Origin of the sequence: Arthrobacter sp. B6 (assembly GCF_001663775.1) — a bacterium.
In the GTDB taxonomy this organism is placed as follows: domain Bacteria; phylum Actinomycetota; class Actinomycetes; order Actinomycetales; family Micrococcaceae; genus Arthrobacter.
In genome coordinates this window covers 2,854,507-2,876,695 of record NZ_KV467168.1, presented here as the reverse complement: position 1 = coordinate 2,876,695, position 22,189 = coordinate 2,854,507, and the positions used below count along the sequence as shown (strand labels likewise).

23 protein-coding genes, 1 pseudogene and 1 riboswitch are annotated in these 22,189 nt (G+C 66.3%); of the genes and pseudogenes, 11 read left to right on the top strand and 13 right to left on the bottom strand.

Features of this window, described 5'->3' with window-relative positions:
- Nucleotides 1-204: 204 nt before the first annotated feature.
- The 4 genes from AU175_RS12765 to AU175_RS12750 form a co-directional block, all read right to left on the bottom strand.
- Nucleotides 205-984: an ABC transporter ATP-binding protein gene (locus tag AU175_RS12765; protein ID WP_066289400.1), complete on the bottom strand. Its 780-nt coding sequence runs from the start codon at nt 982-984 to the stop codon at nt 205-207.
- The gene (locus AU175_RS12760) at nt 981-1,760 is read right to left on the bottom strand and encodes an ATP-binding cassette domain-containing protein (protein WP_066289398.1); all 780 of its coding nucleotides are present in this window, start codon (nt 1,758-1,760) and stop codon (nt 981-983) included. Before AU175_RS12760 ends, AU175_RS12765 begins: the two co-directional genes overlap by 4 nt.
- 83 nt (nt 1,761-1,843) lie before the next feature.
- Nucleotides 1,844-2,623, bottom strand: a complete 780-nt coding sequence (locus AU175_RS12755; RefSeq protein ID WP_066289395.1) for a VOC family protein — start codon at nt 2,621-2,623, stop codon at nt 1,844-1,846.
- 327 nt (nt 2,624-2,950) lie between these two features.
- On the bottom strand, nt 2,951-3,184 hold the full coding sequence (locus AU175_RS12750) for a DUF3073 domain-containing protein (protein WP_066289394.1): 234 nt from the start codon (nt 3,182-3,184) through the stop codon (nt 2,951-2,953).
- A gap of 440 nt (nt 3,185-3,624) precedes the next feature.
- On the opposite strand from AU175_RS12750, the gene AU175_RS22400 reads away from it, so the two are divergent.
- The 4 genes and pseudogenes from AU175_RS22400 to AU175_RS12735 all read left to right on the top strand — a co-directional run bounded on the left by AU175_RS22400 (nt 3,625) and on the right by AU175_RS12735 (nt 7,507).
- Nucleotides 3,625-4,152: a septum formation family protein gene (locus tag AU175_RS22400; RefSeq protein WP_231938545.1), complete on the top strand. Its 528-nt coding sequence runs from the start codon at nt 3,625-3,627 to the stop codon at nt 4,150-4,152.
- A gap of 129 nt (nt 4,153-4,281) precedes the next feature.
- Nucleotides 4,282-4,527 (top strand): annotated as a pseudogene (locus AU175_RS22805) (helix-turn-helix domain-containing protein); the annotation flags it as partial.
- 135 nt (nt 4,528-4,662) lie between these two features.
- Nucleotides 4,663-6,966 carry an ATP-binding protein gene (locus tag AU175_RS12740; RefSeq protein ID WP_231938544.1) on the top strand — a complete coding sequence of 768 codons (2,304 nt, stop codon included), beginning with the start codon at nt 4,663-4,665 and terminating at the stop codon, nt 6,964-6,966.
- A gap of 106 nt (nt 6,967-7,072) precedes the next feature.
- The gene (locus AU175_RS12735; RefSeq protein WP_066289390.1) at nt 7,073-7,507 is read left to right on the top strand and encodes an ester cyclase; all 435 of its coding nucleotides are present in this window, start codon (nt 7,073-7,075) and stop codon (nt 7,505-7,507) included.
- Between the two features lie 10 nt (nt 7,508-7,517).
- Here AU175_RS12735 and clpB read toward each other — a convergent pair whose 3' ends face one another.
- A complete protein-coding gene (gene clpB / locus AU175_RS12730) occupies nt 7,518-10,190 on the bottom strand; it encodes an ATP-dependent chaperone ClpB (RefSeq protein WP_066289389.1) in 2,673 nt (890 codons plus the stop codon).
- A 232-nt stretch (nt 10,191-10,422) separates the two neighbouring features.
- On the opposite strand from clpB, the gene AU175_RS12725 reads away from it, so the two are divergent.
- Entirely contained in the window at nt 10,423-10,764 is a 342-nt protein-coding gene (locus AU175_RS12725) for a YciI family protein (protein ID WP_066289387.1), read from the top strand.
- Between the two features lie 253 nt (nt 10,765-11,017).
- Here AU175_RS12725 and AU175_RS12720 read toward each other — a convergent pair whose 3' ends face one another.
- From AU175_RS12720 to AU175_RS12700, 5 genes are all read right to left on the bottom strand, one after another.
- Nucleotides 11,018-11,692: a hypothetical protein gene (locus AU175_RS12720; RefSeq protein ID WP_156642297.1), complete on the bottom strand. Its 675-nt coding sequence runs from the start codon at nt 11,690-11,692 to the stop codon at nt 11,018-11,020.
- Between the two features lie 90 nt (nt 11,693-11,782).
- Entirely contained in the window at nt 11,783-12,847 is a 1,065-nt protein-coding gene (locus AU175_RS12715; protein ID WP_066289382.1) for a sulfate/molybdate ABC transporter ATP-binding protein, read from the bottom strand.
- Entirely contained in the window at nt 12,844-13,716 is an 873-nt protein-coding gene (locus AU175_RS12710) for an ABC transporter permease (protein WP_066289379.1), read from the bottom strand. Before AU175_RS12710 ends, AU175_RS12715 begins: the two co-directional genes overlap by 4 nt.
- Before the next feature lie 49 nt (nt 13,717-13,765).
- Nucleotides 13,766-14,560, bottom strand: coding sequence for a molybdate ABC transporter substrate-binding protein (modA, locus tag AU175_RS12705; protein WP_066289376.1), 795 nt, complete (start codon nt 14,558-14,560; stop codon nt 13,766-13,768).
- Nucleotides 14,557-14,967, bottom strand: a complete 411-nt coding sequence (locus tag AU175_RS12700; RefSeq protein WP_066289374.1) for a TOBE domain-containing protein — start codon at nt 14,965-14,967, stop codon at nt 14,557-14,559. The genes modA and AU175_RS12700 overlap by 4 nt, the downstream gene beginning before the upstream one ends.
- A gap of 179 nt (nt 14,968-15,146) precedes the next feature.
- Between AU175_RS12700 and AU175_RS12695 the strand changes: the two genes are divergently transcribed.
- From AU175_RS12695 to AU175_RS12680, 4 genes are all read left to right on the top strand, one after another.
- On the top strand, nt 15,147-16,481 hold the full coding sequence (locus tag AU175_RS12695) for an FAD-binding oxidoreductase (protein WP_066289372.1): 1,335 nt from the start codon (nt 15,147-15,149) through the stop codon (nt 16,479-16,481).
- A gap of 179 nt (nt 16,482-16,660) precedes the next feature.
- Nucleotides 16,661-17,530: a DUF4031 domain-containing protein gene (locus AU175_RS12690; protein WP_066289367.1), complete on the top strand. Its 870-nt coding sequence runs from the start codon at nt 16,661-16,663 to the stop codon at nt 17,528-17,530.
- Nucleotides 17,531-17,590: 60 nt separating this feature from the next.
- Complete coding sequence (locus AU175_RS12685) at nt 17,591-18,046, top strand: VOC family protein (protein WP_197497097.1); 456 nt, start codon at nt 17,591-17,593, stop codon at nt 18,044-18,046.
- A gap of 106 nt (nt 18,047-18,152) precedes the next feature.
- Nucleotides 18,153-18,806: a hypothetical protein gene (locus AU175_RS12680; protein ID WP_066289364.1), complete on the top strand. Its 654-nt coding sequence runs from the start codon at nt 18,153-18,155 to the stop codon at nt 18,804-18,806.
- 17 nt (nt 18,807-18,823) lie between these two features.
- On the opposite strand, the gene AU175_RS12675 is transcribed toward AU175_RS12680, so the two are convergent.
- From AU175_RS12675 to AU175_RS12665, 3 genes are all read right to left on the bottom strand, one after another.
- Complete coding sequence (locus AU175_RS12675; RefSeq protein WP_066289361.1) at nt 18,824-19,225, bottom strand: YccF domain-containing protein; 402 nt, start codon at nt 19,223-19,225, stop codon at nt 18,824-18,826.
- 107 nt (nt 19,226-19,332) lie between these two features.
- Nucleotides 19,333-19,932: a phosphoribosylanthranilate isomerase gene (locus tag AU175_RS12670; RefSeq protein WP_066289360.1), complete on the bottom strand. Its 600-nt coding sequence runs from the start codon at nt 19,930-19,932 to the stop codon at nt 19,333-19,335.
- Nucleotides 19,933-20,020: 88 nt separating this feature from the next.
- Nucleotides 20,021-20,656 (bottom strand): phosphotransferase, encoded by a 636-nt coding sequence (locus AU175_RS12665; protein ID WP_197497095.1) that lies wholly within the window; start codon nt 20,654-20,656, stop codon nt 20,021-20,023.
- A gap of 97 nt (nt 20,657-20,753) precedes the next feature.
- Here AU175_RS12665 and AU175_RS12660 point away from each other — a divergent pair, with 97 nt between their 5' ends.
- Nucleotides 20,754-21,377, top strand: coding sequence for a HutD/Ves family protein (locus AU175_RS12660; protein WP_066289358.1), 624 nt, complete (start codon nt 20,754-20,756; stop codon nt 21,375-21,377).
- Between the two features lie 66 nt (nt 21,378-21,443).
- Entirely contained in the window at nt 21,444-21,974 is a 531-nt protein-coding gene (locus AU175_RS12655; protein ID WP_066289355.1) for a ferritin, read from the top strand.
- A gap of 145 nt (nt 21,975-22,119) precedes the next feature.
- Nucleotides 22,120-22,185: riboswitch (guanidine-III (ykkC-III) riboswitch) on the top strand.
- Nucleotides 22,186-22,189: the final 4 nt, after the last annotated feature.

Sequence of the window (22,189 nt, the reverse complement as noted above, 5' to 3'; positions counted from 1 at the left end):
TCCGCGCCAGAACCAACGCTTCCGGCTCCCTCGTCGGCGCCGGCCGCGAAACAGCCCGTGAGGCCCGCCACCAGGACCAAAGCTGCGGCGCTGGCCGCAACGCTTCTAAATCGAACTTCTACCAACGGATGTACCTGATCTTTCTGTTGAATCGCTAATTCTGTACGGGCTTCCAGGACCCAATGAGCCAGGGCCTATTGAGCCTTAGGCGCCTATTGATGCTGCGCTGGCCTGGAGAAGGGCGGCTGTTGCCTGGTGGGCGGGATGGGCCAGTACTTGCGGCGTTGCCCCGTGCTCCACAACTTCTCCTTCGGAAAGAACGGAGGTCCGCCCGCACATCCCGGTGGCCGTGGACAGATCGTGCGTAACCAGGACAAGCCCAAGCCCCTCCCGGTGGACCAGGCTGTCCAGCAGCGAAACCACCGCATTCCGCAGCGGCAGGTCGAGCCCGCTCACCGGTTCGTCCGCCAAGAGGAACTTCGGCGACACCACCAGTGCTCTTGCTATCGCAACGCGCTGGTTCTGTCCGCCGGAGAGTTCTCCCGGCCTGCATTCCAGCAGTTCAGCAGGAACCTCGACCCGTTCAAGGACCTGCCTGATCAACTTTTTATGGTCTCCAGGCACGGCGAGCTGCCTCAAGGGCTCCGCCAGCAGCTGGGATACACGCATCCTGGGGTCCAGGCTGCCACCGGGGTTCTGTGGGATGTATTGAACCGCCCGCCGGTACCACCGAAGCCCGGAAGCCCGGCCTGGCACAACCGCCTGCCCGCCCAGGGTCACCGTCCCTGCCGACGGCCTGGCCAGAGCGAGCATAATCCGCAGGAGGGTGGACTTGCCCGAGCCTGAACTGCCCACCAGCGCCACGCTTTCCCCGGCTGAGACCTGCAAGGTTACATTCCGGAGAACCTGGGGTGGTTGCGGGCCGCGGACGCTGCGTCGGGGATAGGCGAAGGAGACGCCACTGGCCAGGAGCGCTCCGGTCACGCGGCAGCTTCCAGATTCCGGACGAAGGGCCCTGCGGCTGCCTCTACCAGGCGCTGGGAATAGGGGTGTTGAGGGCGTCGCAGCAGGTCCGTCATGGGAGCCTCCTCCACGACGCGGCCGGACTCCATCACCAACGCCCGGCTGCAAAGGGTGGCGGCCGCCGTCAGGTCGTGTGTGATGAAGAGGAGCCCGCGCCCCTCAGATCCCCAGCTGCGGAGCGCCTCCAGCACCCTGTGTTGGTTGACCGGATCCAGGGCGGTAGTTGGTTCGTCGGCGATAAGGAAGGGGCTCCGGCAGGCCAAGGCCATGGCGATGCAGACCCGCTGGATCTGGCCCCCGGACAGCTCACCGGTATAGCGCTTCAGGATCTGGCCGGGCTCCCGCATTCCCACCCGAGCCAGCAGCCGTGCGGCTTCGGCCTGGGCTTCAGGCCGGGGTCGGCCGGCCCGGCGCAAAGGGATGACCAGCTGCTGTCCAACGGGAACCAAGGGATTAAGGGCCGTCGAGGGGTCCTGCTGGATCATCGCCACAGTGTTGCCGGCGGGCCGTCCGTGCCGGCCCGCCTCAACCCCGCTGTAACTTACGCGGCCCGTAAGGCAGAAACCTGCCGGGAGTTCACCGGCAAGCGCTCCGGCGGTCAAGGACTTTCCCGACCCCGACGCGCCCAAGAGGGCTACGCGTTCGCCGGCTTCAACGGAAAAGCCAGCGTGATGGACGAGGGTCCGGTTACCGCTTGTGACCGTAAGGTCTTTCACCATAAGTGCGGGAGCGGGCATGCGGAATTCTTTTCACTGGTAGGCAGACAGTCGACGCACCAATGCTATCAATAATCATTCGCGATAAGGAATCCGCGAACACACTAGACCTCCAGCAGGCTGAACACGCCTCCCTGGGGATCCCTCAGGGTCGCCGTGGCCCCGGGAGCATCGGGGTCGGAAACGTCGGGTTCGATCAGCACTTCCGCGCCGGCCGCCACCGCCCTGCGCACGGTCTCGGCGACGTCCGTGGCTCCGAAGTAGATCTGCCAGCCGGCTTCCTCCTCTGCCGCGGCGATCCCGGCCACCTCCGCACCGCTCACCATCAGCGTGGTGTACGTGCCGCCGTCGTCCTGCGGATACTCGGTGACCTCGTGGCCGAAGAGCTGCTGGAAAAATCCGACGGCGGACTGCGGCTCGGGCGTGAGCAGTTCCGCCCACGACAGCGCGCCGGGCTCGTTGTACCTCCCGGCACCAATGTGCGTACCGGGCTGCCACACGCCCGTGGTGCCGCCGCCCGGCGGGCCGATGAAAACCATCACTCCGGTGTCAGCGACCTGCTCCGGGCCGAACTGGACGGCGCCGCCCAGGTGCGTGGCCTCCTCAGCTATCGCCTTCGCGTCGTCGGCCGCGAGGTAGATGTTCCACTGCGCCTCGGTGCCGAGGGACTCCTGGTGCGGGTTCTGCGGAGCGATGGTGGCTACAAGATCCTGGCCCAGGAAGGCCTTGGCATAACTTCGGCCGTCCGGAGTGGGCAGGTCCTCGAACCTCCATCCAAAGACTGCACCATAGAAGTCTTTGGCTGCCGCAACATCGCAGGTCTGGACGTCCGCCCAGCACGGCTCGCCGTGCCGGTACGTGGGTGCACTGGAGTTTGGGGGCATCGGGGCTTCCTTACGCAGCGGCATTGCGCGAACGTACAGTTGGGGCCCCTGGGAACGGGGCCACAAGTGTACGTTCGCGCCTCATCACCACCAGTCAACACCAAAAAGCCCGTTGGCTGCGCCGGATGTCCGGTACAGCCAACGGGCTCAATAAGTAAGATCAGCCCAGTATGGCCGAGGTCAACGCTGTATAGCTAAGTCAGCCCTGGGTCCGTCCGGGTCCTGGGTGCTGCAAAAGAAGCGCTGTACTGACGGATAAGTTACGACATCCGATCGTACTGCGGCGTCACCAGCCCGGGGCCTTGCGGCAACAACGGCTTGCGACAACTAGCCGATCCGACGGCTGTCTACGTCGTCGTCGTCTTCTTCCAAATCGTCCGCGTACTTATCCACATAAGCCGAATAATCCGGTTCGACCGGTTCATTCGCGAAACGGCTCGTGGCACGACTGCCCGGACCCGTCAGCTCACGCTGAAGTGCCGAGTAGTCAGTGTTCGGGGAGTAGTACTTAATATCCCGAGCCTGCTTGGTAGCTTTTGCCTTTTGACGGCCGCGCCCCATGGCGTGACCCCCTTTTGTACTTGGACCGGAGGTGGTCACCTTGGCTATCGGTGAGGCCCCGGAATGTTTGGTCAATTTGTCGTACACCTAGATTACATGCTTTCGGCACCACCTGCTTGCCAGCGAACACCCCTGACGGCATGTCGGGTAACGCTGATCGCCCCGGACAACACGTTTCCCACGTTTTTTGTTCGGTAGAGTCACTTTATCAACTGCTGAACACCGGCCACGGACCGGGGGCTATCAACCAAGGGAACGCAGGAGGGTGCAGCCCAGTGAACCAAAAGGACGAGGCAACAGGACCCGGGGGCGGAGGCCAGGATTTCGCTGCCGGCCGGACCGTGCGCCCGCCCAAACCGGCCGCGCCGCCCACGGCGGGGTTGCCCCTGGTTCAGCCGCCGGGCCCGCCGCCAGCGCAGCCTCCCCGGAGGCCTCGGAGCGTGGGCCAGATCGTCCTCAAGGCGGTGTTTGTGCTGGTGCTGGTCGGCGTGGTGGGGTCCCTCGTCTGGTGGGCTCTGTGGCTCGGCGGCTTCGGACAGAACAGCGGGAGTTCCGGCTCGGACGGCGCAGGAGTCATCGAAATTTCGCCGACAGCCCCGGCCAGCGCGCTGCCGCTGCCGCGCGAAGGCGTGCCACCCGCGGACTTCCAAGTCGGTGACTGCTTCAAGGACTTTGACCCTGAAGCACTGAAGTCTTCCGTTGTAGCCTGCGATACGGGCCACTCGGCCCAGTTGGTGGCCGTCTACCGCTATCCCGCCGAAGGCTCCTATCCGGGCGCCGAAACCCTCAAAGCCAAGGCGCTGGAGGCCTGCCAGGCAGCGAAGCTCGCCCCGGCGGCCAATGACTTCACCTTGAACTACGAGCGGGCCTATCCCAGCAGCACCAGCTGGGAATCCGGTGACCGGCGCGTGGACTGCTACGTCACAGCACCCGGCGGGAACGTCATCACGGCTTCCGTCCTGCCGTAGCGGACACTGGGCGAGCCGGTCATCCTCAGGCCCGCCGGCGCTTGAATCGGCCCAGAGCCCCGAAGCAACCGGACAAAACTGGACCGCCAGGAGGACAATAAGGGTACTGGTCGGCACAGCCACTCAGAGATGCACCCTGAGGACAGGTCCCGCCGCATACTTCCTACTACAACGGTGCACGATATGGCGCAGGTCAAGGCCCAGATTTTGGAGACTACTCGGCCCCTGACGGCGAGGGAGAGCGAAGTCGCAGTCCTCCTCTCCGAGGGTCTGGGCAGCGCCGAAATTGCCGCTCGGCTTAACATCGCGCCTAGTTCGGCAAAGTGGTATCTGCGTCAGGTCTTCCATAAGCTCGGGGTGCACACGCGCGAGGATGCAGCGCTACGGGCACGTCAATTGGCCCTGTCGGACCCGGCAGACGCACCCGTCGGGCCTGAGCCCCGTCCTCCCGGCGCCGCTCCCCGGCCCCTGACAAGCTTTGTCGGTCGGGAGCGGGAGACGCTTGAACTGTTGAGCTGGCTGGACGAGGGGGCAACCCGCCTGCTCACCGTCGCCGGGACCGCGGGTTCCGGAAAGACACGCCTGGCGCTCACTGTGGCGGCGAAGGCCGGTGAAGGTTCGCGTCGGCCTGTCTACTGGACCGATCTCACTGCCACCGCCAGCCCGCAACTCATTGGATCAACCATCGCATCAGCACTTGGCGTCTTCATCAAACCCGGCCAAAGCGAGACCGCGGCAATTGCTGAACATATCGGAAGTACACCGGCATTGCTGGTGCTGGACAACTGTGAGCACATGGCCCGTGACTGCGCCAAAGCCAGTGTGGGCCTACTGGCCGACTGTGGGGCTCTGCACATCCTCGTCACCAGCCGGGTGCCATTGCCTGTGGAGGCATCCAGAATTTGGCTGCTTGACCCTCTCCCGGTACCGGCTTCCGAAGAACTTCCGCTTGAGGAGATCGCCGCGTCTGAGTCCGTCAGGCTCTTCACCGAACGGGCGTCTCTGGCGCTTCCGGGGTTCGCCGTAACCCGGCAAAACGCCGCCGCCGTGGCACGCGTGTGCCGTAGGCTGGACGGCCTGCCTCTCGCCATCGAGCTGGCCGCGAGCCGGGTGAGGCTTCTGACGACGGCGCAACTTGCTGAGCGCCTGGAGGACGCCCTGGGACTCCTGACCGGAGCCGGGTCAGTTGGCGCACAGAGACATGCCACACTTCGTGCGGCCCTGGACTGGAGCCACGGGCTCCTCTCGCCATCTGGGCAGGCACTGTTCAGGCGGCTCTCCGTCTTTGCGGGCGGCTGGGCGCTGGAAGACGCGGAGGCCGTCTGTCCGGGCGGGATGTTGGAACCGGCGGACATCCTCCCCGCCCTCTCCGAACTGGTGGATCAGTCTCTGGTGGCGGTGGAACGGCCGAGTGGCGGCACGCGGCGATTCCGGCTGCTCGAAGTCATCCGCCAGTACGCTGACGAGCGGTTGAGGTCGGCCGAAGAAAGATCCTTGCTGCGCAGATCCCACTCAGCCCGGTTCGCTGCCGTTGCCATGGAGGCACGCGGAGAACTGACCGGCCCAAAGCAGCCCGCGTGGACCCAGCGGCTGGAGCAGGACAAGGGCAACCTTAGGGCAGCCCTGGCATGGGGCCTGGACGCGCCCGAAGGGCTTGAGTCCGGAGCCGAGATCACTTGCACCCTAGCCCAGGTGTGGCAATTGCGCGGTGAATTCGCAGAAGGGCTGATGTGGCACCGGCGATACATCGCACGCAGCCATGCCCTTCCGCGCCGAGTCCAGGCAAATCTCCACGAATCGACAGGTTTCCTCGCTGTCCATGCCGGACTGGGCGACGAGGCGCGATCCCATTGGGAGCAGGCTGCGGCCATTTTCGCTGAGGTTGATGATCCGGCGGCTGTGGGACGGCAGCTGCACTATCTGGCCCATGCAACCATGGGCATCGACGCGCCCCGGGCCGCAGTCCTGGCTGCTCGGGGGCTGGCGCTGGAACAGGAGGCAGGTGACCAGTGGTGGACGTCAGCGTGCCTCTTCGCGTTGGGAGACGCCTCGTTCATCCTGGGAGACGTTGACAAGGCGGCCGACTGCTATTCGAAAAGCCAGGTACTCGCCCGCCGGCTCGGCCACGCATTCGCCATTGCCCGGCGCTTCGTCAGGCTGGGACAGGTGGCCAGGACACGAGGAGACCTGGAAGGAGCCCGTCGCCATCTTGGCGAATCAATGCGGGTGGCCCAGACCGGAAGCGATGATTGGGGCGTCACGATGGCATTGGCCGCCTGGGCTTCCATGGCCGCATCTGTCGGCTCGCCCCGTACGTCGGCGATGCTGCTTGGCGCCGCGCAAGGACGGCTCGACCAGTACGGAGCGGTGCTCTGGGCGCTTGACCGGGCCGAGTTCGCCCGCACCGCGTCCACAGTCGGTGCTCTGTTGGGAGAAGACGCCTTCCGTGGCTGCCTCGCGGCTGGCCGGACCCTGACTCCGCAGGAGATCGATTCCCTGGTGAATGAGCTGCTGGAACCGCAGCGGCCGGAAGCCTTGGCAGGATACGCCGTTTCGCCGGCCATTCGCCTCACACCACGCGAAGCCCAGGTGCTCCACCTCATTGCCGGAGGCATGAGCAACCAATCCATCGCCCAGGATCTGGGGCTCAGCGTGCGCACGGTCGAAAGGCATACCGCCAACCTTTACATGAAGATTGGAGTGGAGGGCCCGGCAGCCCGCACAGCTGCGGCCAACTACGCGTTCCGCCACGGTCTCGGGCCCGAACAGGACAAATTGGCGATCCCCCGCCAAAGCCCTCCCCTACGCCGCTGAATTCCCCCTCCCAACTGGGTGCGCGCACGGAGTTTGGCCGTCCCGCATGAACCTAGTCTGTGCTTATCCGGAGCATCCCGGATAAGCACAGAAAGGACCAATCCACATGACAACTGACCAGAACAAGGAAGTGGTACGCAGGTTCTTCAGGGCCTTTGAGGACCAGGACGAAACCGCGATGACCAGCGTCCTTTCGCCCGACCTCCAGGCGTACGTGCACGGGAACGCCGAACCGGTGGACCGCGACACGATGCTGCAGGCGATCAAAGGCTGGAACACCGTGTTCAGCGGTACCAGCTTCACCCTGGAGGACCAGGTCGCCGAAGGGGACCTGGTCGCCTGCCGGGTGACCATGCACGCGGTGCACAGCGGCGGCGAGTTCCAGGGAATCGCCCCGACCGGCGCCCCCATCACCAGCGAGAGCCTGACCCTGGAGCGGGTGGTGGATGGCCTCATCGTGGAACGCCGGGTGGCGACGAACTGGGAGGACATCAGGCAGCAACTGACCGCCGTGTCCTCCCAGCCACAGGCCGCAGGTTAGCCCAACGCAGCTACTCCTTCCGCCGGACCACCAGGCCCGTGCCGTCGGGCGCACCACGGTCGGGAGCACCGCCATCGGGAGCGGACAGTGCCTCCAGGCCCGCGATGGTGAGTTCGTCGACGTCGGCCGCCGTATCCACCAGCACGGTGTCGCCGTCGGCAATGTCGCCGGACAGGATGGCCTTGGCCAGGCGGTCGCCGATCTCCCGCTGCACCAGCCGGCGCAGCGGCCTGGCACCGTAGGCCGGGTCGAAGCCGGACATGGCCAGCCAGGCGCGGGCACCCTCGGTCACCTCGAGGGTGAGCCGGCGCTCGTACAGCCGCCTGCCGAGCTCGGCCACCTGCAGTTCCACGATCCGGGCCAGCTCATCCACGGACAAGGCGTCGAACAGCACCACCTCGTCCAGCCGGTTCAGGAACTCCGGCTTGAAGGAGGCGTTCACCGTGGCCATCACGGCGCTCCGCTTGGCCTGGGCGTCCAGGCCCTGGTCCACCAGGAACTGGCTGCCCAGGTTGGAGGTCAGGACCAGGATGGCGTTGCGGAAGTCCACGGTGCGGCCCTGGCCGTCGGTGAGTCGGCCGTCGTCGAGCACCTGCAGGAGGATGTCGAAGACCTCCGGATGGGCCTTCTCCACCTCGTCCAGGAGGATCACCGAGTATGGCCGGCGGCGGACGGCTTCAGTCAGCTGGCCACCCTCCTCGTAGCCAACGTACCCCGGAGGCGCACCCACGAGCCGCGCCACCGAGTGCTTCTCGCCGTACTCGGACATGTCGATCCGCACCATGGCGCGCTCGTCGTCGAACAGGAAATCCGCCAGTGCTTTGGCGAGCTCCGTCTTGCCTACGCCCGTGGGGCCCAGGAACAGGAACGAACCCGTGGGACGGTGGGGATCGCTGATGCCGGCCCTGGCGCGCCGGACGGCGTCGGACACGGCCGCCACGGCCTTGGACTGGCCGATCAGCCGCCTGCCGAGCTCCTCCTCCATGTGAAGCAGCTTCTGGCTTTCGCCCTGCAGCATGCGCCCGGCGGGGATTCCGGTCCACGCCGAAATCACCTCGGCGATGTCATCCGCCGTGACCTGTTCCGCCACCATCTGGGCCGGCTTGTCCGTCACCTCGGCCTCGGCTGCGGCGGCGGCATTCAGCTCGCGTTCCAGCGCAGGGATCTCCCCGTAGAGCACCCGCGACGCAGTCTCCAGGTCTCCTTCGCGCTGGGCCTTGTCGGCGGTGGAGCGGAGTTCGTCGAGCTTGGCCTTCAGGTCACCCACCCGGTTGAGGCCTGCCTTCTCGGCTTCCCAGCGCGCGTTGAGGGCATCCAATTCCTCGGTCTTGTCCGCTTTATCGGCGCGGAGGGCAGCCAGGCGCTCCACCGAGGCGGCGTCCTTCTCGTTGGCGAGGGCCAGTTCCTCCATGGTGAGCCGGTCCACGGCGCGGCGAAGCTGGTCGATCTCCTCCGGCGCGGAGTCGATCTCCATCCGCAGCCGGGACGCGGCTTCATCCACCAGGTCGATCGCTTTGTCCGGCAGCTGGCGGCCGGAGATGTAGCGGTTGGACAGCGTGGCGGCGGCCACCAGCGCGGAGTCGGCGATGGTGACTTTGTGGTGGGCTTCGTAGCGTTCCTTCAGGCCGCGGAGAATGCCGATGGTGTCCTCAACACTCGGCTCGCCCACGTACACCTGCTGGAACCGGCGCTCCAGGGCGGGGTCCTTCTCGATGTTCTCGCGGTATTCATCCAGCGTGGTGGCACCGATCAGGCGCAGCTCTCCGCGCGCCAGCATGGGCTTGAGCATGTTGCCGGCATCCATGGAGGATTCCCCAGTGGCCCCGGCGCCCACCACTGTATGGATCTCGTCAATGAACGTGACGATCTGGCCTTCCGAGTTCTTGATCTCCTCCAGGACAGCCTTGAGCCGTTCCTCGAATTCGCCGCGGTACTTGGCGCCGGCGACCATGGACGCGAGGTCCAGGGCGATCAGGGTCTTGCCGCGCAGGCTTTCGGGGACGTCTCCGGCCACGATCCGCTGCGCCAGGCCCTCCACGACGGCGGTCTTGCCCACGCCGGGTTCGCCGATGATCACCGGGTTGTTTTTGGTGCGGCGGCTCAGCACCTGGATGATGCGCCGGATCTCGGTGTCGCGCCCGATGACCGGGTCCAGCTTGCCGGAGCGGGCCATCGCCGTCAGGTCGGCGCCGAACTTCTCCAGTGACTGGAAGGTGTTTTCCGGGTCCGGGCTGGTGACTTTACGGTCCCCGCGGACACCCGGCAGGGCGGCGAGCAGCGCCTCATGGGAGGCACCGGCGTCGCGCATTAACCGCCCGACGGCGTCACTCCCCGCCGAGAGCCCCAGCAGCAGGACTTCGGTGGAGACGAACGTATCTCCCAGCCTGTCAGCCTCATTCTTGGCGTTCTGGATGGCCTGCAGCGCCGGCCGCGAAAGCTGGGCCTGCTGCGTGGACCCTCCCGACGTTGCGGGCAACGCTTTGATGGCGCTGCTCGCCTGGACGCTCACTGCGTCCGGATCTGCGCCGGTGGCACGGAGAAGTGCGACGGCGACGCCCTCCCGCTGATCCATCAGCGCCTTGAGCAGGTGGGCGGGTTCCACCTGCGGATTCCCTGCCGTGGAGGCGTTCATGGCCGCAGCCGAAAGAGCCTCCTGGCTCTTGGTGGTGAATTTGACGTCCAAAGAGAGCTCCTTCCGGGGTTTCGCATTTTGCTAACTTGAGTCTACTGCGCTCAACTTTGCCGCATGCTGCTCCGGCATGATTTTTTGCCCACAGCGAACTGAGGGGCTTTTCGACGTTCAGGGTTCCACAAATGGTTACCCCTGCACTGTATCCCCGCGACAGTGGCCACCCCTAGGATCGTGGTGTGACCGGGGACCACGGTTCCGCCGGCGCACTCGAGCGGAGGATGCCATGAAGAATTTCGTTGTTCTGTACCTCGGACCGAAGGCTGCCCAGGAACAAATGCTGGAGAGCACGCCCGAGGCGGCCCAGGAGGGCATGAAGGCCTGGATGGAGTGGGCGGACCGCGCCGGCAGCGGCATCGTTGACATGGGAAGCCCTCTGGGCGAAGGCCGGGAAATCTCCGCCGCGGGAACCTCTACCCCCAACAGCACCAGCCACATTGGCGGGTACGGCATCCTCCAGGCGGAAGACCTGGACGGCGCCCAGGCGCTTTTGGACGGCCACCCGCACCTCATGATGCCCGGGGCCAGCATCCAGGTTTACGAATCTTTGGACCTGCCCGGAATGTAGTGCGGCCCCAGGCTTTAAACATCCCGGGCGGGTGACTCCCCCAAAGAGCCACCCGCCCGAGGGCCTGCTTACGCCGATTGGCTCAGATCAGTGGTTGGACCGGCATGGATGCGCTGCGATCCACCCACAACTTTACTGGCCGGCGTGATGCTTGTCACGGAAAATGACAAATCAGTCAATGTGCTTCACGTGGAGTTTTTGTCCAGGTAATGACAGTTCGACGGCCCGGAAACCGCCATAAGTGGACAAAAACTCAGGGGTAGCCGGCGGCAGGCGCCTGCTCCACGTAGTTGATGACCAGGAACTCACCCGCCGGGACAAGTTCCACATACCAGCGCGTGGGCTTGTCCCAGTCCTCCCAGTTGCCGCCAGGGCCGGCCGCAGCGGGCGTGAAGACGGCATCGAACTTCAGGAACGTGCCGTTGTCCGTGGAACTCGAGTCGATCTCCTTCAACAGTTCAAAGGTGCCGCGTTGTGCCGCGCCGGGCTCCTCCGCCCGTATGCCCTGCAGGGTTTGGGCATTCATCCGTTCGACGGTGCGGAAGTACTGCTGCCAGGCCACGTCGCTGTGGGTGGTGAAAATGGTGGTGGCGTAGGCCTCGCTGTTTGCTGCGGCCAGGCTGTCCACACATTCCCCAGGGACCGTCCCGCCCGCCTGCCACGAGGACAACACCTCGGACCCGGCGTTGAGCCACGCCCCGTACGCATTCAGCACACCACCGATTGTTTCCCTGGGCGTGCCCTGGGGAATCCTGACAGGGCGAACGTCCTCCTGCCCCAGGAACGGGCAGTTGGCGGGAAGCAGTGAGATGGGGGCGGCCGGAACCGGCGGCGGCGGGTGTGATGGAAAGAGACTGCACCCGGCCAGTCCCGCCGCGAGCAAAAGCCCGGCGCCCGCCGTCGTTATTTCCCTGATTCGTCTCTTCACTGCACTCCCCCATCCGCGGCCGGGCAGCTGATCCGGCGCTGACCAGCCTAGCCAAGGCAGCCGCGTGCAGGTTCAGCCCAGGGGATGATTTCAGGCCGGGTAGATGGAGACAGCGGCGGCTTTGACCACGAAATACACTTCCATCCCGGGGATGAGGCCCAGGTCCGCCGCCGCTTCCGGCGTGACGTCGGCGCTCAACCGCCCGCCGTCGCCGGCCCGGACCCTGATCCGGTCGCCGTACGGTTCAAGGTCAGTCACCGTAACGGCAAAGGAGTTCCGCGGACTGCCGTGCGCCTCGGCGAGAAAGACGGAAACGGCCGACGGCGGGAAGACCGCCACGCCGGGCTGGCCGGCGGGCAGCTGCCCGGGCAGTTCGTCGTGCTGGCCGTAAATCTCCAGGTCGCCGGCCACCAGCCCATGGCCGGCAAGGGTGCCGGGGACGAGGTTCAGCCCGGCCAGCCCGGCGGCGAAGCGGCTCTTTGGCAGCTGCAGGACCTCGCGCGTGGGACCCTGCTCAGCAATCCGGCCGCCCTCAAGGATCACCACCCGGTCTGCCAGCATCAGGGCGTCCAGGACGTCGTGGGTGATAATGATGGCTCGGCGGCCGACCAGCACGCGCTTGAGCAGCCGCCGGAGCAGCGGGGCGGCATGGATATCCAGCGCTGACATGGGTTCGTCGAGGAGCAGGAGCCCGGGGTCTGTGGCGAGCGCCCGGGCCACGGCCACGCGCTGGGCCTGCCCGCCGGACAGCTGCGCGGGACGGCGGGCCTGCAGTTCCGCAGCGTCCACTTCGGCCAGCCACCGCAGGGCTGAGTTTCCGGCCGCGCGCTTGGATACACCGGCACTGCGCGGGCCGAAAGCCACATTCTCCAGGACACTCAGGTGCGGAAAAAGCAGCGGTTCCTGGGCCAACAGGGCGGTGCCGCGGCGGTGCGGAGCGATCCACGTACCGCGCCCGGCGGCCAGGTTGAACAGTGTCTTGCCGTCCAGCTCAGCCTTGCCTGAGTCCGGATGCAGCAGGCCGGCGATGACGTTCAGGAGGGTGGATTTGCCCGCGCCGTTGGGGCCCATGACGGCCACGGTTTCGCCAGGTCCCACCGTCAGGGAGAGGTCGAAGCCGCGGGCGGCCACGGCTGCCTGGACCGTAAAGGTCACGGGACACCACCCCCGGCGACGGGCGCCGCCGTCGGGCTTTCCCTGTCTCCCGAGGCGCCTTCCGGGACACGGCCAGCGGGACGCGGCCTGCGGTAGGCCAGTGCCACCACGGCTGCCGCAACGGCCACCAGGACCAGGGAAAGGGCGACGGCGGCATCGGCGTCTGTCTCCCGCTGCAGGTAGATTTCCAAAGGCAGGGTCCGGGTCACCCCCTGCAGGCTTCCGGCGAACGTGAGGGTGGCGCCGAATTCGCCCAGGCTGCGGGCAAACGACAGTACCGCCCCTGATGCAAGACCGGGCAAAACGAGCGGGATGGTGACACGGCGCAGCACTGTGGTGGGCCGGGCACCAAGCGTTGCGGCCACCGCTTCGTAGCGGTTCCCGGCCGTGCGCAGGGCGCCCTCGAGGCTGACCACGAGGAACGGCAGTGCCACAAAGGTCTGGGCGAGGATTACGGCCGACGTCGAGAATGCGATCTGGATTCCGGCGACTTCCAGCGTCCTGCCCAGGAGCCCTTGCCGGCCGAAGGTGTACAGGAGCGCGATGCCGCCCACCACCGGCGGCAGGACCAGCGGGAGCAGCACGAAGGAGCGGAGCAGGCCCTGGCCGGGGAAGCGCCCGCGGGCCAGGACCAGCGCCAGCGGCACACCCAGGACGAGGCACAGCGCCGTGCTGGCCGCCGATGTGCGCAGGCTCAGGCCGAGGGCGGTCAAGGAGGATTCCGACGTGACCAGCGGGATGAACTGCGGCCAGTTGACCTTGGCCACCATCGCGGCGAGCGGCAGCAGAACCAACAATCCTCCGGCACCGGCCATGACGTAGATCCAGCGCGGGATGCCGCCGTACCCGCCGTTCCTCGGCTGCTTCATGGTCTCCTTGGGGTGGTCTGCTTCGGTGCTGGGTTACAGTGCTGACTGCTTACGGCGCGCCGAAGCCGGCCTCGCTGAGGGTCTTCCGGCCTTCGGCTCCGGTCACCATGGCGATGAAGGCTTCGGCCAGTTCCTTGTTCCGGCTCGGGCCTGTTGTGGCGATGGGATAGGTGGTGACGGCCTCACCGGATTCTTCGAACGGGATGCCTTTCACCTTGCCGCCGGCGCCGTGGACGTCGGTGACGTAAACAAGGCCGGCGTCGGCCTCGCCGGACGTCACCTTGCCCATGACGTCCGTGACGGAGGATTCCTCGCTGACCGGGGACAAGGTGACGCCCGCGGCTTTTTCCACCGCGTCCGCGGCCGCGCCGCAGGGGACCTGGCTGGCGCAGGCCACCACCTTGACGCCGGGTTTGGCCAGGTCGGCGAAGGAAGCGATCGACGCCGGATTGGATGGCGGGACGGCAATCTCCAGGACGTTGGTGGCGAAGTTCCTGGCGGTCCCGTCAAGGAGTCCGGCTTCCGCCAGTTTGGTCATGTTCCTGGTATCAGCGGAGGCAAAGACATCGGCGGGCGCACCCTGGGTGATCTGCGTGGCCAGGTCCGAGGATCCGGCGAAGCTCAGCCTGACCTTTGTGCCGGGATTCTTGGCCTCAAAATCGTGTGCCAGCCGGGTGAACGTGCTTTTCAGGGACGCTGCCGCGAAGACGGTCACAGTTCCTGACAGCGGGGAAGAGGCCCCCGACGGAGCGCTGCCCCCAGGCGCGGCGCATGCGGTGAGGGCGCCGGCCAGTCCGAGCGCAGCCACCGCCAGGATGCGGTTGGTTCGCGTGACGTTCCTCAAATGATGCCCTTTCCCTGCGGGGTCTCGATAATGACGGTGGTGGCCTTGACCACGGCCGTGGCTACGGAGCCGAATTCCAGCCCTAATTCGCGGACCGCTTCGCTGCTCATCAGCGAAACCACCCGGAACGGACCGCACTGCAGTTCAACCTGCGCCATGACCTTGTCCATGGCGATCCCGGTGACCAGGCCGACGAAGCGGTTCCGGGCCGAGCTTCCGGTGCGGTGGGGGTCCTCGGGAAGCTGCGCGAGCTGGCGGGCATGCTGGGCGAGCTCCAGGCCCTCCACGGCCAGCCGGCCGGCGTCGTCCTTCACGGGCGTCAGCGTGCCGTTCTCCGTCCAGCGTCGGATGGTGTCATCACTGACGCCAAGGAACCGGGCAGCTTCTGAAACGCGAATCGTGGGCATTCACCAAGTTTAGACCGCATCTGCGGGAGATTGGGGGGTTTTCTGCCGCTGGAACGGATGTGGAAAGAATTTCCTGTTCCCGCTGGCAGGACGCAGGGAGGCTCTGCCTGTAGAACACCCGCCCCCGTCGTCCTACGCTATGTGGAGGGGAAGAGCCGCACCCGCTGAGGAGCGTTGTGATGAAGTGGATCAGACCTGAAAGCCCCGACTATGACCCTGCCCGCAAGGTGTTCAACGCCATGATTGACCGGCGTCCGGCGGCGATCGCCCAGTGCTCCAACGACGCCGACGTTGCGGAAGCCCTCCGCTACGGCCGGGAGAATTCCCTCGCCATTGCCGTGCGCGCCGGGGGTCACTCAGTGGCGGGAATGTCCATGAACGACGGCGGGCTGGTGATCGATGTCCGGCCCATGAAGTCCATTGACGTCGACCCTGAATCCGGCATTGTCACAGCCGGCGCGGGCCTGACCTGGGGTGAGTTCGACCACGCCACCCAGGAGCACGCGCTGGCGGTGACCGGCGGGCGCGCCTCCACCACCGGCGTCGCCGGCTTCACCCTGGGCGGCGGGTCCGGGTGGCTGGAACGGTCCTATGGTTTCGCGTGCGACAGCCTCGTCTCCGTGAACCTGGTGACGGCCGACGGTGAGCGCGTCACCGCGAGCGCCAGGGAAAACCCTGAACTCTTCTGGGCGCTCCACGGCGGCGGCGGGAATTTCGGGGTGGCCACGTCCTTCACCTTCCAGGCGCACCGGCTCGGTCCGGTGGTGCATGCCGGGATGTGGCTGTGGCCGGCGGATGCCGCCACAGACGTTTCCCGGGCGTTCAGGGATCTCGCCCTCGCAGCACCCGACGGCGTGGGGCTGGCGCTTCTTTACGTAACAGCACCGCCCGAGCCATTTGTGCCGGAGGGGATGGTGGGAAAGATGGCCACACTCGTGGTCTATCTTTATGCCGGCGAGCCCGAGGAAGGCTCAGAGCACGCCAGGCCCTTCCGCGAGCTCGGGCCGGCCGTCGACCTGGTGGGTGACACCCATTACGCCGATTTCCAGTCTTCCCTCGACGATCCTGCGGACCACTACAACTACTGGAGTGCCGACTATCACGACGAATTGCCCGATGACGCGCTGGACCTCTTTGTGGAATCGGCCCACAACCTCCCCGATGCCACTTCCCAGCAGCTCATCGCGCGCTGGGGCGGCGCCGTCGGAGGGAACGCGGGGGCGGCCACACCGCTGATCAACCGGAACGCCGCCTGGGTGAGCCACCCCTATGGCATCTCCCCGACGCCGGAAGGCGGCCAGCTGGCCAAGGCCTGGGTCAAAGACTTCCGCGCAAAGATTGCCCCGTACGCCACCGGAGGTGTGTGGCTCAATTTCATCGGCGATGAAGGGCAGGACCGCATCCGGGCTGCCTTCGGCAACGGGAACTACGCACGGCTGGCCAGGGTCAAGCGCGATTTCGATCCGCAGAACGTCTTCCGCGGCAACCAGAACATCCTGCCGGCCGGATCCTGACCGGCGCCGGATCCCAACCAGGTAGCAGCAGATGTCCTTATGAGGCGCCATAACGACATCTGTTGCTACCTGGTTGGGGAGGGTACGACGGCGGCAGCTCGGTGACCGGGTTCCCGCCCACAAACGATCGACGTGGCAGCAGCGTCCCTGGCCGGGGAGCCCGGGATTAGACTTCCACCATGGCCATCTACCTCGATCCTCCGCTCTGGCCTGCGCACGGAACGCACTTCTCGCACCTCATTTCGGACACCTCCCTCGAGGAACTCCACGCATTCGCTGCCACGGCCGGGATCCCGGACCGGGCTTTCGACTGTGACCACTACGACGTGCCGGAGCGTCGGTTCAAGGACCTGGTGGCTGCCGGCGCCGTTCCCGTGGAAGCCCGGATTCTGGTGCGCAAGCTCCTGGCCAGCGGGCTGCGCATCCCGGCCCGGCAGCGCAGCAAGTCCCTGAAGGTGCCGCTCCTGAACCGCTGGGAAAACATCATGCCCAGCCACGACGCCCTCTTCCTGGACCTCCTAGACCGGTGGGGCGAGGAGCACCGCAAGTACCACGGCCGCACCCACCTCCTGGCCGTACTGGAGGCCCTGGACCTGCTCTCCGAACCCGGCAAACCTTCGCGCACCGTGCAGCTGGCCGCCTGGTTCCATGACGCCGTGTACCGCGGAGCAGCCGGCCAGGACGAGGAGGACTCGGCCAGGCTCGCCGAGGAACGGCTGGCCCACGAAGGACTCCCCGCCGCGGACGTCGAGGAGGTGGCGCGGCTGGTGCGGCTCACCTCGGACCACTGTCCGGAACCAGGGGACGACGACGGCGCCCTCCTCTGCGACGCGGACCTGTCAGTCCTCGGCGGCGAACCGGAGCCCTACGCCAGGTATGTGGCCGCCGTCCGGGAGGACTACGCGCACATCGGTGACGCTGACTTCGCGGCCGGACGCGCCGCCGTCGTACGGCATCTGCTGGAACTGGACCCGCTCTTCCACAGCGAGCGCGCACGAGAGCTGTGGCTCGCCGCCGCCCACCGGAACCTCCGGGGCGAGCTCGCCTGACCGCATTGCCGCGCAGGGCAGAGCCTTTACGGCTTCGGCAGCCGGTGGAAGACTGCTCGGATGAACCTGCGCATCCAAGCCCTCAGCATCGACTCCACCGACCCCGCGGTGCCGGCCAGTTTCTGGGAAAAGGCTTTGGGATGGCGCCGGACCTTCCAGGATGGGGACGAAATCGTGCTTGAACCGCCGGCAGGCAGCCCGCAGGACGGGATCTCACCGGACCTGCTCTTCGCCAGGGTGCCCGAGCGCAAGGAGGTCAAGAACAGGCTGCACCTGGACCTTCGTCCGGACGACCAGGCCGCGGAGGTGAAGCGGCTGGAAGCCCTGGGCGCCACCCGCGTTTCCGTCGGGCAGGGGCCGGAAGTGACATGGGTGGTGATGGCAGATCCGGACGGCAACGAGTTCTGTATCCTGCGGGCAGCGCGCTCCGACGAACTGGAAGCCCAGGGATTGGTTCCCGGCATTGAGCGTCCGTCCGTGGATGGCAACACCGTGGACCGGCCGCCCGCAACCTAGTACCTATAACCCGTCTGTTGGGTCAACGTTCGGCAGTATAAACGGATCGCCCGGCCTGGTCCGCTACCCCCTTGTACATGCCGGCATCGAGGTTTACCGTCATCCCATGGCTCGTCGAATTCGGGCAGATGCGGCATCGGCGCCGACCGTCATGATAGCGGGATCGGCGACCTTTCTCGCTGGCGCCTTTATGCCCATCTCGCGGGTGTATGTCGAAGGAGATCCTCAGCGCAAACTGGCTATCCTGCTGGCGGACCCCGTGCAGTGGAGGGCCCAGCAACTGCTCCTCGCCGCGGGCACGGCGATGTTGCCCGTTGGCGTCGTGATGCTCGCCCGTCGCTGGGGCGCGGAAAGCGAACCGGGCAGTCAGGAGCCCTTAGCGGGCAAGCGGCTTGCCATGAGCGCTGCACTTGCGTTGGGCGCGGGAGCGTGTCTGTTCCTGGGTCACCTGGAGGAGCGATCCAGGGACCCGGAGGCCTTTGCCTTGGGGGCCCAGCCCATGTGGCCGTTCCAGGGGTATATGTGGCTGAGCCTGGCCGGCATGGCTGCCCTGGGTGGGGCGTTGCTGGCGCGGGCGCCCGCCCACGAAGCGAGCACAGGCGTTCTGCCCCGGGACCCGCGCTGGCCGGGCTGGCTCAACCTGGGCGGGGCCGCGGTCTTCGGCGGCGTCCTGGCCACCACCGGTGACTTGCCGCCCCTGTTGGTTTATGGCGTAGAACTGGCCACCGGGGCGGCGCTGATACGGCGGCTCCGCCGGTAAAGAATTCCCGGCGTGGCCTAATGGTATGCAGTAACGAACGGGCTGTTGGTGGGCACGATCTGCTTGCCGAGCGGCATCAGGCTCACCGGGATGAGCTTCAGGTTGGCGATGGCCAGGGGAATGCCGATGATGGTAATGGCCATGGCGAAGGCGGTGACCACGTGGCCGATCGCGATCCAGATGCCCGCGACCAGCAGCCAGATCACGTTTCCCAGCAGTGAAAACACGCCTGCTCCGCCCGGCTTGTCAACCACCATCCGCCCGAACGGCCACAGCGTGTAGGCGGCAATGCGGAACGACGCGATGCCCCAGGGAATGGTGACGATCAGCAGGCAGCAGATAATGCCGGCGAGGAAATAACCCAGGGCCAGCCACAACCCGCCGAAAACCAGCCAGATGATGTTGAGCAGTGTCTTCATCTGTCCATTGTGCCCCGGCGGTCCGACAAAAACCTCGGGGACTGCCCTGATTCGCCCCTGAACCCGGAGGCCCTCGCTCGCTGGTTACCGGCCAGAGGGCGCCACGGTCAGGCCTTGGCGGCCTTCACGAAGGCACGGATCTTGTCCAGGTCCTTCACCCCCCGCGAGGCCTCGACGCCGGAGGAAACATCCACGCCCCACGCGCCTGATGCTGCCGCGGCATGCGCCACCGTGTCCGGATCCAGTCCGCCGGCCAGCAGCCACTTACGGTCCTGGAGTGCCGTCACGTCCACCATGGAGGCGTAGTCCCAGGCTTCTCCGGACCCGGGTACGGCCGCATCAATTAACAGGAGTTCCTCGCCCCAGTCGGCGAACGTGTCCGCGGTGGCTGCCATGGTGACCGCCCTGATCAGCTTCATGCCGGCGTCGTGCACCGTCCTGACGTCTTCCGGGGTGAGGTCCCCGTGGAGCTGGACCCATCCGAGTCCGGCCGAACGGGCGATGGCAATGGCATCGGCAACAGGTTCATGCCGGAAGACGCCGACGGCGGCCACCCCCTCCGGCACACCGCCCAGAAGCACCTTAACCTGCGACGGTGTGACCACGCGCGGGCTCGCCGTGAGGACAAAGCCGACGGCGTCCGCCCCGGCTGCCACGGCCTCGCGGACTGATTCGGGCGTACTGAGACCACAGACTTTGACGAACATTCCCGGCTCCTTGAGGCTGTCTTTGTGATGTCCCCCCGGGGAGGAGATTAGCAGGGAAGCGCTCCCCGCGCCGATGTGACGCCTGCCTTCAGCGGCCGGACAGTACGCGCTCCACCATGGCCCGCCCGGCCTGTTGGAAGGCGGTGTCCCCCATCTGGTGGGCCCACACCACCGTGCCGATGGCCTGGTTCAGGTTTTCCAGCCGCCACAGCTCAGCCTCGGCCGGTCCGACGGTCTTGCCCAGTCCTGCATGGAAGGCGTCAGCCAGCCCGGGCCTGTGAAGGAACTGCTGGTGGCTGAGCCGCACAAGATCGTGCACCCATGGACGCCGTTCCGCCCGGCCGAAGTCGATGACCTTGACTTGCCCGTTGTCCTGCAGCCAGTTCCGTGGCTGGTAGTCGCCGTGCGTGGCAACGAGCTGCACCACGCCAGGATCCAGGTCGTCCAACTCGTGCGCCAGGTCGGTGAGCTGGGTTTCCGGCAGGAGCCCGTGGGCGCGTTCCATCCACGCGCGGGTCTTTGTAGCCAGGGCTTTGGCGTAGTGAGGGGAGGCCCCGGCTGGCCGGTGGAGGCTCCCCAGCAGCTCCCCTGCCTGGCGGTACGTTTCCGGATCATTCTCTGCGGGTGTCCCCTGCAGGGGCCAGGAGTAGTCCCGCACCACCGTGTAACTCCCCAGCCAGGACGTCAGCAGCCGGCTTTGTTCGTCGGTGATCCCCTGGCGCATCCACCCAGCATCCCACGCGTCCTGCATGGTACAAGGCCGGGCCACCCAGGGGACCAAGCCTCGACGGACTTGTAGTCCAACAAACTAGGCTGGTCGGATGGAGATCATCCGCTTTGCAGAACTCAGGTCCGAACCGTGGCGCAACGGCGGCGGGGTGACCCGCGAACTCGCCAGCCATCCGCAGGCGGCCTCCGCGCAGGACGGGGCCTGGGACTGGCGGGTCAGCATTGCCGAGCTCACCAAAGCCGGGGACTTCTCGCCGTTTCCCGGCATGGAACGCGTCCTCACGGTGATCGAGGGTGAGCTGCTCCTGCTGACCGTGGACGGTGCAGAGCATCCCCTGGAGAAGTACCGGCCGTTCAGGTTCTCCGGCGAAGCCGCTGCCCACGGCGCCCTCCCCACCGGCGACATCCGGAACCTCAACGTCATCACCAGGACGGATGCGTTCAAGGGCTACACCTCCATCGTCGAACTTTCCAAAAAGCGCGCGCACCCGGTCTTCGAGGGCCAGTTGGCGGTGCTGCTGCAGGGCCAGGGCACTGTCAGCCCCGGCGCCGCGGCCGATACCGACGGCGGCACGGAAGGGGCTGAAGCAGGCCCGGCAGCCGAACCGGAGGCACTGAGCCGCTTCGACGCCGTCGTTGGTTCCGACGTCCGCTCCCCGGAAATCCTGGGCCGCGGGTTCCTGGCCGTGGTTTCGGTTGACAGGGTGGCAGGCTAGGCTCGCCTTCGTTATCTGAGCCTTTCCACACTGGTCAGCCGCAGGTGCCGCTCCTAGACTCGGGCTATGACCTCCACATCCTTCAACACGCTTCTGTCCACCCAGATCGGCAACGAGTTTGCCGCATCGCAGCAGTACATCGCCGTCGCCACCTGGTTCGCCAACCAGGACCTTCCGCAGCTGGCCCGTTACTTCTACCGGCAGTCGGTGGAGGAACGGAACCACGCCATGATGATGGTGCAGTACATGCTGGACCGCGACATCCCCTTCACCATCCCGGGCGTCCCCACCGTACGCAACGACTTCTCCACGGTGACGGAGCCGCTGGCCCTTGCCCTGCAGCAGGAGAAGGAAGTGACCGGCCACATTGAGGCCCTCTTCCGCGCAGCACGTTCCGAGGACGATGCCCTGGGCGAACAGTTCATGCTCTGGTTCCTCAAGGAGCAGGTGGAGGAAGTCGCGTCCATGACCACGCTGCTGAACATCGCCGAACGCGCGGACAACCTCTTCGACATCGAAAACTTCATCGCCCGGGAAACGATCGGCGACGGCGGCCGCGACTCCTCCGCCCCGGAAGCCGCCGGCGGCACCCTCTAAACGTCCGCCGCCCCCAACTAAGTCGCAGCAGATGTCGTTATAAGGGCTCAAAACGACATCTGCTGCTACCTAGTTGGGCGGGGACCCCGGCGGTGAGGTTGGCCACCAACGTGGCCACACCCCGTCGGGCGTTGCTACGCTGGAACCAAGGCTCCGCAACGGACCCTCCGGACGACGGTTCAGTACCCGGCACGCGACAAGACTGGCCAAAGGAT

Excerpts from the sequence above, each read along its gene's own strand:
- AU175_RS12690 (WP_066289367.1), top strand. The coding sequence starts at position 16,661 with ATGGCCATCTACCTCGATCCTCCGCTCTGGCCTGCGCACGGAACGCAC.
- AU175_RS12655 (WP_066289355.1), top strand. The coding sequence starts at position 21,444 with ATGACCTCCACATCCTTCAACACGCTTCTGTCCACCCAGATCGGCAAC.
- AU175_RS12750 (WP_066289394.1), bottom strand. The coding sequence starts at position 3,184 with ATGGGGCGCGGCCGTCAAAAGGCAAAAGCTACCAAGCAGGCTCGGGAT.
- AU175_RS12680 (WP_066289364.1), top strand. The coding sequence starts at position 18,153 with ATGGCTCGTCGAATTCGGGCAGATGCGGCATCGGCGCCGACCGTCATG.
- AU175_RS12670 (WP_066289360.1), bottom strand. The coding sequence starts at position 19,932 with ATGTTCGTCAAAGTCTGTGGTCTCAGTACGCCCGAATCAGTCCGCGAG.
- AU175_RS12760 (WP_066289398.1), bottom strand. The coding sequence starts at position 1,760 with ATGCCCGCTCCCGCACTTATGGTGAAAGACCTTACGGTCACAAGCGGT.
- AU175_RS12685 (WP_197497097.1), top strand. The coding sequence starts at position 17,591 with ATGAACCTGCGCATCCAAGCCCTCAGCATCGACTCCACCGACCCCGCG.
- AU175_RS12755 (WP_066289395.1), bottom strand. The coding sequence starts at position 2,623 with ATGCCCCCAAACTCCAGTGCACCCACGTACCGGCACGGCGAGCCGTGC.
- AU175_RS12675 (WP_066289361.1), bottom strand. The coding sequence starts at position 19,225 with ATGAAGACACTGCTCAACATCATCTGGCTGGTTTTCGGCGGGTTGTGG.
- AU175_RS12735 (WP_066289390.1), top strand. The coding sequence starts at position 7,073 with ATGACAACTGACCAGAACAAGGAAGTGGTACGCAGGTTCTTCAGGGCC.
- AU175_RS12700 (WP_066289374.1), bottom strand. The coding sequence starts at position 14,967 with ATGCCCACGATTCGCGTTTCAGAAGCTGCCCGGTTCCTTGGCGTCAGT.
- AU175_RS12710 (WP_066289379.1), bottom strand. The coding sequence starts at position 13,716 with ATGAAGCAGCCGAGGAACGGCGGGTACGGCGGCATCCCGCGCTGGATC.
- AU175_RS12695 (WP_066289372.1), top strand. The coding sequence starts at position 15,147 with ATGAAGTGGATCAGACCTGAAAGCCCCGACTATGACCCTGCCCGCAAG.
- AU175_RS12665 (WP_197497095.1), bottom strand. The coding sequence starts at position 20,656 with ATGCGCCAGGGGATCACCGACGAACAAAGCCGGCTGCTGACGTCCTGG.
- AU175_RS12660 (WP_066289358.1), top strand. The coding sequence starts at position 20,754 with ATGGAGATCATCCGCTTTGCAGAACTCAGGTCCGAACCGTGGCGCAAC.
- AU175_RS12725 (WP_066289387.1), top strand. The coding sequence starts at position 10,423 with ATGAAGAATTTCGTTGTTCTGTACCTCGGACCGAAGGCTGCCCAGGAA.